Annotated in this window: 10 protein-coding genes and 1 pseudogene; 2 read left to right on the top strand and 9 right to left on the bottom strand. The window is 55.2% G+C overall.

Features of this window, described 5'->3' with window-relative positions; genetic code table 11:
• Nucleotides 1-30: 30 nt before the first annotated feature.
• The 8 genes from KBF66_RS15965 to thrS form a co-directional block, all read right to left on the bottom strand.
• Nucleotides 31-480, bottom strand: a complete 450-nt coding sequence (locus KBF66_RS15965) for a MerR family transcriptional regulator (RefSeq protein WP_296659409.1) — start codon at nt 478-480, stop codon at nt 31-33.
• A gap of 96 nt (nt 481-576) precedes the next feature.
• Entirely contained in the window at nt 577-918 is a 342-nt protein-coding gene (locus tag KBF66_RS15960) for an integration host factor subunit alpha (RefSeq protein WP_296659405.1), read from the bottom strand.
• A 36-nt stretch (nt 919-954) separates the two neighbouring features.
• Nucleotides 955-3,384 carry a phenylalanine--tRNA ligase subunit beta gene (gene pheT / locus KBF66_RS15955; protein ID WP_296659402.1) on the bottom strand — a complete coding sequence of 810 codons (2,430 nt, stop codon included), beginning with the start codon at nt 3,382-3,384 and terminating at the stop codon, nt 955-957.
• Nucleotides 3,385-3,436: 52 nt separating this feature from the next.
• On the bottom strand, nt 3,437-4,513 hold the full coding sequence (gene pheS, locus KBF66_RS15950; protein ID WP_296659398.1) for a phenylalanine--tRNA ligase subunit alpha: 1,077 nt from the start codon (nt 4,511-4,513) through the stop codon (nt 3,437-3,439).
• 104 nt (nt 4,514-4,617) lie between these two features.
• Entirely contained in the window at nt 4,618-4,977 is a 360-nt protein-coding gene (rplT, locus tag KBF66_RS15945) for a 50S ribosomal protein L20 (protein WP_296659395.1), read from the bottom strand.
• Nucleotides 4,978-5,002: 25 nt separating this feature from the next.
• Entirely contained in the window at nt 5,003-5,206 is a 204-nt protein-coding gene (gene rpmI, locus KBF66_RS15940; RefSeq protein WP_182727227.1) for a 50S ribosomal protein L35, read from the bottom strand.
• Nucleotides 5,207-5,392: 186 nt separating this feature from the next.
• Nucleotides 5,393-5,986 carry a translation initiation factor IF-3 gene (infC, locus tag KBF66_RS15935; RefSeq protein ID WP_296659412.1) on the bottom strand — a complete coding sequence of 198 codons (594 nt, stop codon included), beginning with the start codon at nt 5,984-5,986 and terminating at the stop codon, nt 5,393-5,395.
• Nucleotides 5,987-6,073: 87 nt separating this feature from the next.
• The gene (gene thrS / locus KBF66_RS15930; RefSeq protein ID WP_296659385.1) at nt 6,074-7,987 is read right to left on the bottom strand and encodes a threonine--tRNA ligase; all 1,914 of its coding nucleotides are present in this window, start codon (nt 7,985-7,987) and stop codon (nt 6,074-6,076) included.
• 295 nt (nt 7,988-8,282) lie between these two features.
• On the opposite strand from thrS, the gene KBF66_RS15925 reads away from it, so the two are divergent.
• The gene (locus tag KBF66_RS15925; protein ID WP_296659380.1) at nt 8,283-9,215 is read left to right on the top strand and encodes an exopolyphosphatase; all 933 of its coding nucleotides are present in this window, start codon (nt 8,283-8,285) and stop codon (nt 9,213-9,215) included.
• Between the two features lie 118 nt (nt 9,216-9,333).
• Here KBF66_RS15925 and KBF66_RS15920 read toward each other — a convergent pair.
• Nucleotides 9,334-9,573, bottom strand: a pseudogene (locus KBF66_RS15920) (isocitrate lyase); the annotation flags it as partial.
• 763 nt (nt 9,574-10,336) lie between these two features.
• On the opposite strand from KBF66_RS15920, the gene KBF66_RS15915 reads away from it, so the two are divergent.
• A partial coding sequence (locus KBF66_RS15915) for a glycosyl hydrolase family 18 protein (protein ID WP_296659376.1) occupies nt 10,337-14,751 on the top strand: 4,415 nt, incomplete at its 3' end.

The following is a 14,751-nucleotide window of genomic DNA, read 5'->3' as shown; positions in this document are numbered from 1 at the left end:
CGCAATTATAGCGGCCAGGTGTCTGCCTTTTCAGTCGGTCCATACCAGTAAATCACGGATTTCAAACAGCTCACGGCGAACTTGCTGCCAGGGTTCCGCCATGGGTGTGACCATCAAGTCCGAATCGGTATCGGCAAAATCGACCAATGGCATGACCTCAAGTTCAACTTCCGGCATGAGCGCCTGCGGCTCACCGGCATCGGAAAAACGATGGCGACCGTCCTGTAGCAGTTCCTGCATTTTGTTACGAGCACCACTGATGGTAAAGCCCTGGTCGTACAGCAGGTCACGAATCCGGCGAATCATCAACACCTCATGGTGCTGGTAATAGCGGCGATTGCCACGACGTTTCATTGGCCGCAACTGCGTGAACTCCTGCTCCCAATAACGCAGCACGTGCGGTTTCACGCCACACAAGTCGCCCACTTCACCAATGGTGAAATAACGTTTAGCCGGGATGGATGGGAGAGAGTTCTCCATAGGAGTCTATGCGTGCGCCGCTCAAACTTGCAGGTTACTCCAAGAGCGCAGGTCCTGTAAAGACCGACGATGGTCAATTTTGATCGGCTTTCGGGGTCAGGGCAACAATTGTGTCGCCTGCGCATCCTGCTCCTGAATCTGCTCCTTGAGCTTTTGACTGGCATGAAATGTGACCACCCGACGAGCGTCGATCGGAATGGACTCACCCGTGCGTGGATTGCGACCGGGTCGAGGCGCTTTGGTGCGGATCTGAAAGTTCCCAAAGCCGGTGATTTTGACATCGTGCCCCTCCACCAGACTGTGGGCGATCAGGTCGAAGAAGGCGTCAATCATGTCTTTCGATTCACGCTTGTTCAGACCAATCTGTTCAAACAACATCTCGGCAAGCTGGGCCTTGGTGAGGGCCGGCGTCTCCAGGGTTTCAACGGCAATGGTCATGACAGCTCTCTTTCATGCGTGTCTATTGTCGATCATTCAAGCCCGCTGGCGTGCGCCGAGCTGTTCAGCCAGCGTTGCCACAATCGCGGCCACACTTGATTCGATCTGCGCTTCTGTCAAAGCGGCATCCTGACCATTGAGGGTCAACCGGACGGCCATGCTTTTTTCGCTGGTTTTGATCGAAGCAGTTTCAGCAGACTTGGGACGGTAGATGTCAAACAGCAACGCATCGCGCAGTGCACCTTCTGTGGGTGCGGACCAGATGGCCTGCATCAACGCTGAATGGGTGATCTGCTCATCCACCATCACCGCAATGTCCCGCTCAACGGCCTGGAACTTCGGCACCGGTTTGAACACTGGTACCTTGCGCGTTAACACTGCCGTCAGATCAAGTTCGAACAGGATCGGGGCTTGCGTCAATTCGTAGGACTGACGCCACTTGGGGTGCAGTTCACCCACGGTACCAAGAACAACGCCGTCATGCTGAATCTGGGCGCAACGCCCTGGATGCATGGCCGGATGCTGAGCTGGTAAAAAGGTGAGCGCCAACGGTGCCAACAGCGCCTCAATATCACCCTTGACGTCGTAAAAATCGACCGGACGCTCCTTGATACCCCAATCCGGCGCCAGGCTAGCGCCAGTTGCCAGCCCAGCCAGGCGCATGGGTTGGTCAAAACCTTTGACCGTGGTGTCGGTACTGCACACCGAAGCATCCCGCAAAAACACCCGCCCAATCTCAAAAACCCGGATACGCGGAGCTTTACGATCCTGATTGAACTTTAAGACTTGTAGCAAAGAACCTAATAGGGATGAGCGCATCACACTCATTTGGCTTGCAATCGGGTTCAGCAAGCGGATCGGGTTGGGGTTGCCCGCCAGCTCATGTTCCCAGCGCTCTTCGACAAAGCTGAAATTAATGGTCTCCTGATAACCCAGCGCAGCCACAGCGCGACGCAGAGCAAAGGCGCCTCGCTCGGACTCCGGACGGATGCGTGCCGTGATCGGTGCCTGAGGTGGCGTGGCTGGCAAGTTATCGTATCCCACGACCCGCGCGACCTCTTCGATCAGGTCCTCTTCAATCTGAATGTCAAACCGGTAGGATGGCGCTGTTACTCGCAGCACACCGTCGGCCGCTTGCACCTGCAAGCCCAAACCCACCAGCGCCTTCGAACACTGGTCTTGGGTCAGCGGCAAGCCCAGCACCTTGGATGCACGTGCAACACGAAGGCTCACAACGGGTGCGACCGGCATGGCCACCCTCTGGTCATCCAGTGGGCCACAAGTGGTGTGTTCGGTACCACAGATATCGATGATGAGCTGGCTGATGCGTTCGATGTGTTCCACCGTCAGCTCTGGGTCCACACCACGCTCAAACCGGTGGCCAGCGTCGGTAGAAAAATTGAAGCGACGCGAACGCCCTGCAATGGCCCGTGGCCACCAGAACGCGGCCTCGACATAAACATTCCGGGTGTCGTCCGAAACGGCAGTGGCATCGCCACCCATGATGCCAGCCAGTGACTCCACCTGCCTGGCGTCGGCAATCACGCCGACCTGTTCATCCACGGTGACCGTGTTGCCGTTGAGAAGTTTGAGTTGCTCACCCGATTGGCCCCAACGCACCTCCAAACCACCTTGAATTTTGTCCAGGTCAAAAATATGGGAGGGGCGACCAAACTCAAACATCACATAGTTGGAGATGTCGACCAGTGCCGTAACACTGCGTTGCCCGCATCGGGCAAGTCGGTCCACCATCCAGGCCGGGGTAGCGGCCTTGGGATTGACACCCCGAATGACTCGCCCGGAAAAACGGCCACACAGGTCGGCGGCCCTGATTTTGACCGGCAAAACGTCGGTGGTGGTCACTGGTACAGATGCAAACACGGGGGCTTGCAACGCTGCCCCGGTCAATGCGGAGACCTCTCGTGCCACACCAAAGACGCTCAGGCAATGCGCCAGGTTGGGCGTGAGCTTGAGCGTGAACAGGGTGTCGTCCAGATGGAGGTGCTGGCGGATGTCCTGTCCGAGTGGCGCATTGGCAGCGAGTTCGAGCAAACCTGCATGATCTTCTGAAAGTTTGAGCTCGCGCGCCGAGCACAACATGCCAAAACTCTCGACCCCACGGAGTTTTCCAACTTTGATCAGGAACGGCTGACCATCGTCGCCCGGTGGCAACACCGCGCCCACGGTGGCGCAAGGTACTTTGATACCCACGCGGGCATTGGGTGCGCCACACACAATGTTCAACAGCTCCGATTGACCCACGTCCACCTGACACACGCGCAAACGATCGGCATTGGGGTGCGGAGCGGCCGCTTTGATTTCACCCACCACGATGCCATGAAATGGTGGCGCCACCGGTTGCAGTTCTTCCACCTCCAGACCTGCCATGGTCAAGGTGTCAGCCAGTTGGGTCGTGCTCAGCGGCGGGTTGCAGAATTCGCGCAACCAGGATTCAGGAAATTGCATAGTCGTTCAATCAGATCAGACGGGGGAAACAAGTCGATGGCGCCGCGCAACCTCAGCGAAACTGAGACAAGAAACGAATGTCGCCATCAAAAAACAGGCGCAGATCGTTGACACCATAACGCAGCATGGTCAACCGGTCTGGCCCCATGCCGAAGGCAAAACCGATATAACGCTCGGGGTCAAGACCCATATTGCGGATGACGTTGGGGTGGACCTGACCGGAGCCTGCCACCTCAAGCCAACGCCCGGCCAAGGGTCCGCTGGGAAATTGAATGTCGATCTCGGCACTCGGTTCAGTGAAGGGGAAAAAACTGGGACGAAAGCGCAGCACCAGATCCTTGTTCTCAAAGAAGGTACGACAAAAGTCAGTAAAGACAAACTTCAGGTCTTTAAAACTGATGGCTTCACCCACCCAGAGACCTTCACACTGGTGGAACATCGGGGAATGCGTCGCGTCGCTGTCAACGCGATAAGTACGTCCCGGCGCAATCACCCGAATTTCGGGCATGGCACCGGCGAAAAGGCCCGTGGTGCTGCCAGCACCCTCAGCCGCTAGACGGTAGCGTTTGACGTGTTGTACCGCATGCCGGATCTGCATTGGACTGGTGTGGGTACGCAACAGGTTGGGGGCAGTTTCAGTGCCGCCTTCAACGTAGAAGGTATCGTGCATGGAGCGCGCCGGGTGGTCCTCAGGGGTATTCAGTGCCGTGAAATTAAACCAGTCCGACTCGATCTCGGGGCCTTGTGCCACCTCAAAACCCATCGAGCCAAAGATACTCTCAATGCGCTCCAGCGTCAGCGACACTGGATGCAGCCCCCCCACACCACGGGGACGCCCGGGCAGGCTGACGTCGAGTGCCTCAGCACGTAATTGCGCTTGCAAGTCGGCGTCTGCCAGCGCTTGCCGACGCGCCGTCAATGCCGCCTCAATGGCTTGCTTGGCCAGGTTGATGGCGGCACCACGGGTCTTCTTCTCGTCGACCGAAAGCGCCGCCAAGCCCTTCATCATGTCAGTGATCTGGCCAGCCTTGCCCAGATACAGGGCCTTGGTGTTCTCCAGATCAGCCGGGGTTGGCGACAACTCAAATGCCGCACGGGCAGCAGCGACAACGGTCTGTAAGTCGTTCATAAAGTTGAATTCTTTTCAAAGGAAAAAGGGCTAGTGCTCTTTCAAGCTCTAGCCCTTGTCTTTATTACCAATAAAGCTACTTAATCAATAGCTAACTGGCTTTCTCAAGCTGCCAGCTTGGCCTTGACCTGTGCCACGATACCGGCAAATGCAGCCATGTCGTGTACCGCGATATCGCTCAGCACCTTGCGGTCGATCTCGATACAGGCTTTCTTCAGACCGTTGGCAAACTGGCTGTAGGTCATGCCACACTGGCGCGCAGCGGCATTGATACGGGCAATCCACAACTGACGGAAGACACGCTTTTTGGTACGACGGTCACGGTAGGCATATTGCCCGGCTTTCATGACCGCTTCTTTGGCGACCCGAAAAACGTTACCACGACGACCGCGGAAGCCTTTTGCAAGGGCCAGAACTTTTTTGTGGCGGGCGCGAGCCGTTACACCACGTTTGACGCGAGGCATTGTGTTACTCCTTGTTCGTCGTTAATCAAAGACCACGGCCGGGCAACATCTGTGCCATGCGACCCATATCGGTCTCATGAACAGCGGTTGCACCACGCAGATGGCGTTTATTTTTGGTGGTCTTCTTGGTCAGAATGTGACGTTTGAAGGCTTGGCCGCGTTTCACGGTACCACCTGGACGGACGCGGAAGCGTTTCTTCGCCGCGCTCTTGGTCTTCATTTTGGGCATTTGCATGCTCCTTTTGACATTGTGCTCGTGAGGCGTCTGCAAACAACTTGCAGCCTTGATGGCCCCGAGCCACTTTTGGCAGCAGACGTTACTCTGCTACTTTGATGCGACTGTCGCAACTCTTGCGAGATACGCCAGTCGCGTCAACCTTTGATCAGCCTTCCGCAAGGAAGGCTAACCCAACTGTCAGGCAACAACCGCCGGTTCCGCAGCGACGGGTCTGGCGGTTTGCTGCTTCTTGCGGCCTGGCGCGATCATCATGATCATTTGCCGGCCCTCCAGTTTCGGAAACTGCTCCACCACAATCGTGTCACCCAATTCGTCACGGATGCGGTTCAACAGCGCCATACCCAGGTCCTGGTGGGTGATTTCCCGCCCACGAAAACGCAAGGTAATCTTGCATTTGTCGCCTTCCGACAAGAAGCGCTTGATATTGCGCATCTTGATGTTGTAGTCACCGTCATCCGTACCCGGGCGAAACTTGATCTCCTTGATGTCGATCACCGTTTGCTTGGCCTTGGCCTCGGCTGCCTTCTTTTGCTCCTGGTACTTGAACTTGCCGTAATCCATCAAACGACAAACCGGTGGCGTCGCGGTTGCGGCGATCTCCACCAAATCAACGTCCAACTCACCCGCCATACGCAATGCATCATTGATACTGACCACACCCAGCGGTTCGTTTTCGACACCAGAGAGGCGAACCTCTGGCACCATGATTTCCCGATTCAATCGGTGTTTGCGTTCTTCGCGTTGACGGCGATCACGAAATTCGGTAGCGATGACTTAATCCTTCACAACAATGCTACTCAAAAAGTAGCCAAAAACCGCGCAATGCACACGTCAATCAGCAAACTGGATGCCGATGATTCAAGCGTTGGATTTGTGGGCAATGTCGGCTGAGATCTTTTGCAAAAAGTCTTCCAACGGCATCACGCCAAGGTCCAGTCCACCCCGAGCGCGCACTGCAACGGCACCAGACGCCACTTCTTTGTCGCCCACGACGACCAGATACGGCAGCTTTTGCATCGAATGCTCGCGTATTTTATACGTGATTTTCTCGTTCCTCAGATCGAGATCAACCCTAAACCCTTGATTTTGCAGCGTTTTGGCGACACTTCTGGCATAGTCAGCCTGTGCATCCGTGATATTGAGTACCGCCACCTGCACCGGCGCTAGCCAGGTAGGCAAGGCTCCAGCAGTTTCTTCGATCAGAATACCGATGAAGCGCTCCAGACTGCCGACGATGGCGCGGTGCAACATGACGGGGCGATGACGGGCACCGTCTTCACCCACATACTCGGCATCAAGGCGATCGGTCATGAAAAAATCAACCTGAATCGTCCCGCATTGCCATTGCCGACCAATGGCATCTTTCAGCGTGTACTCGATCTTCGGACCATAAAAGGCCCCCTCACCCGGCGTGATTTCGTAGTCGCATCCAGAGGATTTCAGACTCTCCATCAATGCGTGCTCGGCCTTGTCCCAACTTTCGTCGGATCCGATACGCTTATCCGGTCGGGTGGCGATCTTGTAGATGATGTTCTTGAAACCGAAATCTGCGTACACCTTCTGCAGCAGAGCGGTGTAGTCGGCACATTCTTTGAGAATCTGATCTTCCGTACAAAAAATGTGCCCGTCGTCCTGGGTAAATCCGCGCACCCGCATAATACCGTGCAACCCCCCCGACGGCTCGTTGCGGTGGCATTGCCCAAATTCGCCGTAGCGTAGCGGCAGATCGCGGTAACTCTTGATGCCCTGTTTAAAGATCAGGATGTGCCCCGGGCAATTCATCGGCTTCAAGGCATATTCACGCTTCTCACTCTCTGTCGTGAACATGTTGTCGCGATATTTATCCCAGTGCCCGGTCTTTTCCCACAGTGACTTGTCCAGTAGCTGCGGGCCTTTGACCTCCTGGTAGCCGTTGTCACGGTACACACTGCGCATGTACTGCTCAACCACCTGCCAAACCGCCCAACCTTTTGGGTGCCAGAACACCACACCTGGTGCATGATCGTCGATGTGAAACAAGTCCAACTGCTGGCCAAGTTTTCGGTGGTCACGTTTTTCGGCTTCTTCCAGCATTTTCAGGTGTTGCGCCAGGTCTTCCTTGCTGGCCCAAGCGGTACCGTAAATGCGCTGCAGCATCTCATTGCGATGGTCGCCGCGCCAGTAGGCACCCGCCACCTTCATCAGCTTGAAATGCTTGAGTTTTCCAGTACTGGGCACGTGGGGGCCGCGGCACAGGTCTTCAAAAGCGCCTTCACGGTACAAGCTGACTTCCTGGTCGGCCGGAATGCTGGAAATAATCTCGGCCTTGTAAAACTCGCCCAAACCCTTGAAATAAGCCACCGCTTCATCGCGCGGCAGAACCCGACGCGATACCGGTTCGTCCTTGTTGGCGAGTTCGATCATGCGCTTCTCGATCACGGCCAGATCATCCATGGTGAACGGGCGTTCGAAAGAAAAGTCGTAGAAAAAGCCGTTCTCGATCACCGGACCAATCGTTACCTGGGCGCTGGGAAACACGTCTTTGACCGCGTACGCCAACAGGTGGGCGGTGGAATGGCGAATGAGATCCAACCCCTCCCTATCCTTGGCGGTGATGATGGCAAGTGTGGCGTCTGTGTCAATCAGGGTGCTGGTATCGACCAGTTTGCCGTTAAGTTTGCCTGCCAGCGCGGCTTTGGCAAGGCCGGTACCGATGGAGGCCGCCACGTCGGCCACGGTCAATGCGGCACTAAAGTCACGTTGCGAGCCGTCTGGAAGCGTAATTTGAACCATATTGATTGCACTGAAAAAGGTGGAGGAAGTCAAAAAAAAACGCGGTCGGTCCGCGTTTTCATTTCAATATAAGAGCACATCGCGCATAAGGCACGCGGGCTACGGCCTTATTGCTTACATCAACTGCCGTGTCGTTCGCGGTGTCATAACCGGTATGCCTTTCTCGCTCTTGTTGATATTTGGGTGCCGTCATTTTAGCCGCAGCAATGCGCCATGTTTTTTGCGTTAGGATTTGAGCTGATTTCTCAGATTGACACAGATCCATCACCTACCATTAGCCAAGCAAAGGACCTCCATGAGCCAAAGCAAATTCCGCCTTGTAACCCGCAGTGACTTTGATGGCCTGGTGTGCGCCGTGCTTCTGAAGGAGATGGACCTGATCGACGAGATCAAGTTTGTGCACCCCAAAGACATGCAGGATGGCAAGATCGAAATCACCAGTCGTGACATCACTACCAACCTGCCATATGTGGCCAGTGCGCATTTGTCGTTTGACCATCATGAATCAGAAACCATCCGCAACACGGGTGAACGAAGCAATCACATCATTTCAGCCCATGCGCCCTCGGCCGCACGGGTGGTCTACGACTACTATGGTGGCGCCAAGGCTTTTCCAACCATCAGCCATGAAATGATGCTGGCCGTTGACAAAGCGGACTCGGCTCAGTTCAGTCGCGAAGAAATCCTGGTACCCAAAGACTGGGTACTTCTGAACTACCTGATGGATTCACGCACCGGTTTAGGGCGTTTTCGGGAGTTCCGGGTCAGCAATTACCAGTTGATGATGGACCTGATCGACTATTGCCGCAACCATGGCATTGACGAGATCCTCAAGTTGCCAGACGTGATGGAGCGCATCGACCTCTACTTTGATCAAGAAGCACGCGCACGCGAGCAAATTGCACGTTGCGCGACGGTCTACCAGAATCTGGTAGTGCTCGACTTGCGCTCTGAAGAAACCATCTGGGCGGCCAACCGTTTCATGATCTATGCAATGTACCCACAATGCAACATCTCGATCCACGCCTTATGGGGTGTGCAGAAGCAAAACACGGTTTTTGCCACCGGTAAATCCATTCTTGATCGCAGTAGCAAGACCAATGTCGGTGAGTTGATGCTGCAGTATGGCGGTGGCGGCCACAATGCCGCCGGCACCTGCCAGGTGGCCAATGACCGCGCCCAGGAAGTTCTGGCCGCGTTGATCAAACAGATCAACACGGACGGTTGAAGTGCTCTGCCTGCCAACACGTCTTTGTGCTGGCAGATAAAGAAAAGGCCAGCAACTCCTCAAAGCCGCCAGCCTTCTACCCTCCTCGGGCACCGTTGGCCCCAAAGGGCCAGGTCGATCAGTGGAACTGCTCTTCTTCAGTTGAGCCAGTGAGTGCCTTCACCGATGACGACCCACCCTGGATCACCGTGGTCACGTCGTCAAAGTAGCCTGCGCCCACTTCTTGCTGGTGCGACACAAAGGTGTAGCCTTGTTCGCGTGCGGCAAATTCGGGCTCCTGCACCATCTGGGTGTAGTGCTTCATACCTTCGCCGCCAGCGTAGGCCTTGGCAAACTGGAAGGTGTTGTACCAGTTGACCAAACGGCAAACTCAAACATTGACAACAGCCATTTCACTGTTTTCAGACTCGGTGCTGCACGCTCCCACCGATTACCCAACTGGTGCCAGTATGGTCTGCGCCGATGGCAAGTCGGGCAGTTTTCGTTCGACTCAGACTGCCGCTGGTTGTGACGCAGGCGATCGGTGACCCTTCAAGCAGAAGCCATGTATCGCTTCACAGTGGCGGTTGACAATTTCCAGTGCTCGGCGGTTGCCTTGATGCTGCGTGACGCGCACTTCCGTCAGAGCGCTGACCATGGGGTAGCTGATCGATTTCTTTCTAGGGGCGTGGAACTTATACGACCGTCTTGACTGGAACTTCGATGGGAAGCTGGACGGAATGCTGGAGTTCTTCTCGGGTGAGTCTGAGTTTTATCCTTGTTTCGATGATGAACTGCGTCGGCGGGTCCGTGCGAGGTTCTGGAATGCTGACCTGTAACGCTCTGAGACTTGACTGGGTCATGTCGACTCGGTTTCGATGCTTTTTCGTTTGAATTTGGTTCGAAAGCACGCGATACGTCAACAAAACACCGGATTGTTGAGCCGTATCCCCCAAATGGGGGATACCCCAAACCCTGCTGCTGCCACGACAATTAGACAATAAATTAGCAGTATCTCGTCCATAACACTAATCTGCCAGTGAATCTACATCTAGTTCGGTGTTGCATTCTGACTTGCACTTAAGCGACTATTGGCTCGGATATGGTTGATGACTTGCCGCTAAAGAACGGGAGTATCTACTTTGTCACGTCTTTCAAACTGCATTGCAACTGCATTCTTTGCCTTTATCGCAATCGTAGCGGTTCTCGGTCCCACACAAGCTCGCGCTGAACCACCAGTCGATCCACAGCCTGCTCATTGGGTCACTGGCTACTATGTTGCCTACCAGCGCGATCTTTTGACACCTGACGAGATCGACTGGAACGGCCTGACGCATATCATCATGGCGCGGGTGCTCGCAAACGCTGACGGAACGCTCAACACCAACTTTGACTGGGATCCCACCAACGGCCCCGCCCTTGCCAGAGATGTTGCCTCCCGCGCCCACGCACATGGCAAAAAAGCCATCTTGATGCTCGGGGGTGATGACAACGGAGTGGCTATTCGTGCAGCGGTTGCCGACCACCGCGCCGCATTCATCGCCAATCTGGTCGCCGCCATGTCCGATCTGGGCTACGACGGCATTGATCTGGACTGGGAAAACAATATCGACTGGGATCTGTTCAAGCTCTTTGCTGCCGAACTGCGACAAGCCGCGCCACAGGCCATCCTCACACTTCCCGGTGGCCCACTCAATATGAACTACGACACCGTCGAGCCACGGCTGGTCGAGGTGATCACCCATATCGATCAGTTCAACCTCATGTCTTACTATCCCGCGACGGCGTGGGCCGGATCTGGCTGGTTGTCTTGGCACAACTCGCCCCTGTCCGGCGCCAAACCCGCTACCCCCGTCAGCATTGAAGACTCATTCAACCGCTACGTCACCGCTGGTATCCCCAGAAGAAAACTGGGTATGGGCGTCGGGTTTTACGTCACCTGCTACACCGGCAATATCACGGAACCAAATCAGAGCACCGAAAGCGGCGTCCAGATTCTCGGTGGTGACAACGAGTATCCGCTCTCGGAAATATACAGCGCCAACGGTGCCTATGACGAATCCATGCGCAGCTGGGATTCTGCAGCCCAGCAGCCCTACCTGAGCCTAACCCAAGCAGAACGCCACGGTTGCCGCTACGTCTCGATTGAAGATGAAGAGTCGCTCATCGCCAAAGGCACCTTCACCCGCGACAATGGCTATGGCGGCATCATCATCTGGACGATGAATCAGGGTCAGGTGCGCTCACATGCCACGCCAAACTTCCTCTTTGAAGCACTGCGCAAAGGCTTTATCGAACCTGATCTGGTACGCAACGTCGGCATCTCGGTGATGCAAGGTGATTTGTGGCTAGAGCGCAGCGCCACCCAACGCTTTAGCGCACTGGTCACCGGCACGACCGACAAAAGGGTTCAATGGTCCGTAACTACCCCAAATTGCGGCAGCATCGATGCAACAACAGGGCTTTACAGTGCCCCGTCCATAGATAGCAACTGCACCATCCAAGCGACCTCGCTGGTCGATACCAACGAGCACGCAACCGCGCAAATAACCGTCATCAATGCGACATGGGCACCGAAAATTAGCCTCTCCAGATTGGGTACCCATTGGCTGGAAGTGACGGCGATGGATGCGGATGTCGTCTCGATGTCTGTCGGCTTGGGCGACGGCAGTTCGTTTGCGCTCACACTGCAAGGGCGCGCATACGGCACAAACTATCCCATCTTCGTCACGAACTACGCCTTTCCCGAGAGCGGTGGCGATTACACCTTCTATGCCCAATCAAAGAACAATCGCAAAGCAAGTGCTGTGTTACACGTACCGCGGTGCGTTCACGGCGATGACGGGCTCTGCAGGACACTGACCACGCAATCCATTGGTACTATCAGCTTCAATCCGGCCACGCTCAAGGTCGCGGGTACTACAGTGGTCAGTGCGACTGCGGGCTCCGGGCTGGCGGTGACCTTCAGCTCAACCACGCCGACGATCTGCTCGGTCTCAGGCAACAACGTCACCGGTCTGCTGGCAGGAACCTGTACTGTTGCAGTCAACCAGTCGGGCAACGCCAGCTTCGCAGCTGCACCTCAAGTGACTCTGAACATTACAGTGAGTCAAAACTCACAAACCATTGGTCCTATCAGTTTCACACCAGCTACTTTGGCAGTTGGAGGCGCAACCACCGCAAACGCCACAGCCACGTCCGGTCTAGTTGTAACCTTTAGTAGCATTACGCCCACACGATGCGCGGTTTCTGGTGCCACGGTAATCGCCCTCGAAACAGGCACTTGCACTATTGCAGTAAATCAGGCCGGTGATGCCTCGTTCGCCGCTGCAGCACAAGTTACAAAAGACATCTCCATCACCCAAGCAAACGTCACTGATCTGATTGATCTCAGTGACGTCACGCAAATCGATGCAGGATCGCAATACACCTGCGCGGTAACTGCAGCAGGAGGCGTTAAGTGTTGGGGTTTGAACTCACATGGTCAGCTCGGAGATGGAACCAAGTCGTCAAGAGGTACGGCGACCAATGTAACTGGCCTTACGAGTGGCGTCGTTGCCGTTTCTGTTGGTCGTGGAAGTTCAGAAGTTAGCCATACCTGTGCGCTGACGACTTCTGGTGCGGTGAAATGCTGGGGCGCAAACGAGTCAGGACAGTTAGGGGATGGCACCACTGTCGAGCGGCTAACACCTGTTGATGTGGTTGGGTTGGGTGGAGGTGTGGCGGCAGTTTCAAGTGGGGGCCAGCATACCTGTGCCGTCATGATCGGCGGCGACGTAAAGTGCTGGGGTGACAACACACTGGGTCAATTGGGTGACGGAACCCAAGTCCAGCGACTAACGCCAGTGAGTGTCGTCGGGCTGAATGCACCAATCCTCGCCATTTCGACCTCATTCAAGCACTCCTGTGCAATCAGTAACGTGGGAGGTGCCTTTTGCTGGGGCTCAAACGTATCGGGCGAGTTGGGCGATGGGACGACGGTCAGTCGATCCACACCGATCGGTGTTTCCAGTTTGGAAAATGGAACACAGACTATTAGTGCCGGTGGTGTTCCCTACAATGTCTACTGGCAAGGAGGACTTCAGACCTGCGCAGTCACGGCCGCGGGTGGGGTTAAGTGCTGGGGTGAAAATCAGGTCGGAGGTCACCTGACGCCTTATGAAGTTTCTGGACTTACAAGTGGTATTGCGAGCGTTTCCACTGGAGCGCTTGGTGGGTATTATTCTTTTGGTACCTTAGCTTGGGTTGAGTCGCATGCATGTGCCCTAAAAACCAATGGCAACGTAGCATGTTGGGGTGGTAACTCCGGCGGCCAACTGAGTTGCACCACTACTGCTAACCCTGTGTCGCCTGTAGAAGTTTCGGGTATCAACAGTCCTTCGAAGCAAGTATCTGCGGGCGGCAGCCACACTTGTGCCCTATCAGTTGGAGGCTTGGTGGAATGCTGGGGGGGTAAAGAAGGAAGTATCAGAGGATCTGCCATTGACCCGCCCGCATGCCAGCCAAGGTCTGTCACTGTGACTGCCTCAGGTCTGACGGTGCAACAGATTGCGTTTAGTGGTCCGACTTCTGTTCCGATTGCTGGATCAGCTGAAATCATGGCAACGGGTGGTGATTCCGGCAATCCAGTGATCTTCACCAGCGTCACGCCAAGTACATGTTCCATCACTGGTAGCGCGGTCAGCGGATTGACCGGTGGCCTGTGCATTGTTGCTGGAAATCAATTGGGCAACGATGTCTATGAACCAGCTGTTCAGGTACTGCATAAACTGAGGGTCGGCGATCCAATCGCTCAAGTGATTGCGTTTGGAGATATCCCACCAATTGCAGTAGGTGGTACCGGTAAACTTGTCGCATCCGCAAGTTCTGGACTACCCGTTACTTTCAGCTCAAATACACCGAGCATTTGTGCTGTTTCTGGTGATACTGTGTCTGGACTTGCTACCGGCATATGCACTATCGCAGCAGATCAGATGGGTGACCAAGTGTATGCGAGGGCAACACAAACGACAAAAGATATTTCAGTTTCGAAAACTGTCGATCAGAGTATCAGCTTTGGAGTTGCGCCAAGTGTTAGTGTTGGCGGCACTGGTACCGTGAGTGCCACGGCAACTTCAGGTTTGGCAGTAAGCTTCAGTAGCAGCACAGAGAGATACTGTACCGTCGCAGGCTCAATCGTCACCGGTGTCTCAGTTGGCACTTGCACCATTGTTGCAGACCAGGCCGGCAATGCAACCTACGCTCCAGCTCCCCAAGTGACACAAAACATAACAATTCAGCCTGCTGTTGTCGCATCCCCACACCGCCTCCTCAACCTAGCCACCCGAGGCAAGGTCGAAACCGTCGACAACGTCATGATCGCCGGCTTCATCATTCAGGGCAGCTCTGCCAAGAAAGTGCTGATCCGCGCCCGTGGCCCCTCTCTGGCTACTGCACCCTTCAATGTCCCCGGCACTCTGTCCGATCCGTTTCTCACCCTCTACAGTGGTGCCACGCCCATCGATTCCAACGATGACTTTGCCCTGCATGCCAATGCTGCTCAGATTCCGGCTGACTG

Source organism: Rhodoferax sp. (genome assembly GCF_018063565.1).
Classification (GTDB): domain Bacteria; phylum Pseudomonadota; class Gammaproteobacteria; order Burkholderiales; family Burkholderiaceae_C; genus Rhodoferax.
The sequence above is the reverse complement of the archived record's forward strand: the minus strand, read 5'-3'. Positions and strand labels throughout refer to the sequence as shown.

What these genes read in the sequence shown, in the direction of transcription:
- KBF66_RS15965 (WP_296659409.1), bottom strand. Translation starts at nt 480, where the DNA reads ATGGAGAACTCTCTCCCATCCATCCCGGCTAAACGTTATTTCACCATT.
- pheT (WP_296659402.1), bottom strand. Translation starts at nt 3,384, where the DNA reads ATGCAATTTCCTGAATCCTGGTTGCGCGAATTCTGCAACCCGCCGCTG.
- KBF66_RS15925 (WP_296659380.1), top strand. Translation starts at nt 8,283, where the DNA reads ATGAGCCAAAGCAAATTCCGCCTTGTAACCCGCAGTGACTTTGATGGC.
- thrS (WP_296659385.1), bottom strand. Translation starts at nt 7,987, where the DNA reads ATGGTTCAAATTACGCTTCCAGACGGCTCGCAACGTGACTTTAGTGCC.
- KBF66_RS15960 (WP_296659405.1), bottom strand. Translation starts at nt 918, where the DNA reads ATGACCATTGCCGTTGAAACCCTGGAGACGCCGGCCCTCACCAAGGCC.
- rplT (WP_296659395.1), bottom strand. Translation starts at nt 4,977, where the DNA reads ATGCCTCGCGTCAAACGTGGTGTAACGGCTCGCGCCCGCCACAAAAAA.
- pheS (WP_296659398.1), bottom strand. Translation starts at nt 4,513, where the DNA reads ATGAACGACTTACAGACCGTTGTCGCTGCTGCCCGTGCGGCATTTGAG.
- rpmI (WP_182727227.1), bottom strand. Translation starts at nt 5,206, where the DNA reads ATGCCCAAAATGAAGACCAAGAGCGCGGCGAAGAAACGCTTCCGCGTC.